The organism is Arsenophonus sp. ENCA (assembly GCF_002287155.1).
Lineage (GTDB): Bacteria > Pseudomonadota > Gammaproteobacteria > Enterobacterales > Enterobacteriaceae > Arsenophonus > Arsenophonus nilaparvatae.
In genome coordinates, this window is the sequence record NZ_NHNG01000641.1 from 1 (window position 1) to 1,094 (window position 1,094).

Consider the following 1,094-nt stretch of genomic DNA (forward strand, 5'->3'; position numbering starts at 1 on the left):
CATAACGCGGTATATTCCATCCGTTGCCCTAATGGGTGATCAGGTTTAGTAGCCTGTATGTACAAGCGGACACCCGCTTAATGCGGTTTTTTTATGTCCGTTATAAACCGAAGTTACGCCTGTATTATGGTGAGGCGTAGCGAGGGAGCCAAAAGCTCGCCGGTTTCTTGTACGCCGGTCTACTAACCTTGTTACGTCTCACCACCCCGTTTAGTAGCGGCTTGGTGAGGTTTCACAACCTGTACAAGAGGCCGCAACTATGGCTACCATTCAATCTTGCTCTAAATTTATCGATACTTATTGGATATTTCCTAAAAACTCCAATAGGCCTTCTAGCAAAGTCTCATTCACTCGTAATGACCATCGTATATTCAACGTGCTATTCAAGGACGATCGGCTTATCTGGGCTGGACGTAAGCCAGTGATGGAGGGGACGGCATGAGAACCTTCGACTTATCTAGCATCTCTGAATTACATGATGTGTTTCCAGAGCTAACGCCAGCCCAATTTGAAACGGCAATATTGTTCTGCCTTGGATTATCTCAAGGAGAAATAGCTCATCTACGTTCTGTTAGCTATCCAGCAATAAAACAGACGTTGGAAGATATTAAAATCAAGTTAGATTTCTATTCACTCAATAGCTTACTCGCCATGTTTCAGGTGCGTCTGTTTATCTTTGTGCTGGAAAAATGCAAAGTTGAGTATCGGAAAGATTAATCGGTAAATCGCTTCAAAGGCTCAATCTTCTTTGAGCCTTAACACACTACGACAAGAATATCTATCTCCATAATATAGAGTACGAAAAATATAAATACTAATTAGTATCAATCACTCAATGCGTAATGCTGTAAATTTCAAAATTCTTGCCCTACACCAGGGGAAATTTCAAACCAGCTTAACTTGTTCCTAGCTGGTTTTTTCTATTATCAATCAGCCGCCAGATTGATTGACTCGATGATTAACTCTATCATGGTGAAAACGTAAGGAGTATTGATGACTTCCCAACTTTCGCACCATGACGGGTTTTTTAAGAAGTTTCTCGGTGATTTGTCTGTTGCAAGAGACTTTCTGGCTATCCACTTACCGGAACATTT

The 1,094-nt window shown here is 41.4% G+C and carries 2 protein-coding genes; both read left to right on the forward strand.

All coding sequences use genetic code 11. The features are described from left to right. Nucleotides 1-438: 438 nt before the first annotated feature. A complete protein-coding gene (locus tag CBG25_RS16535) occupies nt 439-717 on the forward strand; it encodes a helix-turn-helix transcriptional regulator (RefSeq protein ID WP_290603709.1) in 279 nt (92 codons plus the stop codon). Nucleotides 718-993: 276 nt separating this feature from the next. Continuing rightward, nucleotides 994-1,094: Rpn family recombination-promoting nuclease/putative transposase (locus CBG25_RS16540; RefSeq protein ID WP_290605362.1), on the forward strand; the 101-nt coding region annotated here is incomplete at its 3' end.

Excerpts from the sequence above, each read along its gene's own strand:
- CBG25_RS16535 (WP_290603709.1), top strand. The coding sequence starts at position 439 with ATGAGAACCTTCGACTTATCTAGCATCTCTGAATTACATGATGTGTTT.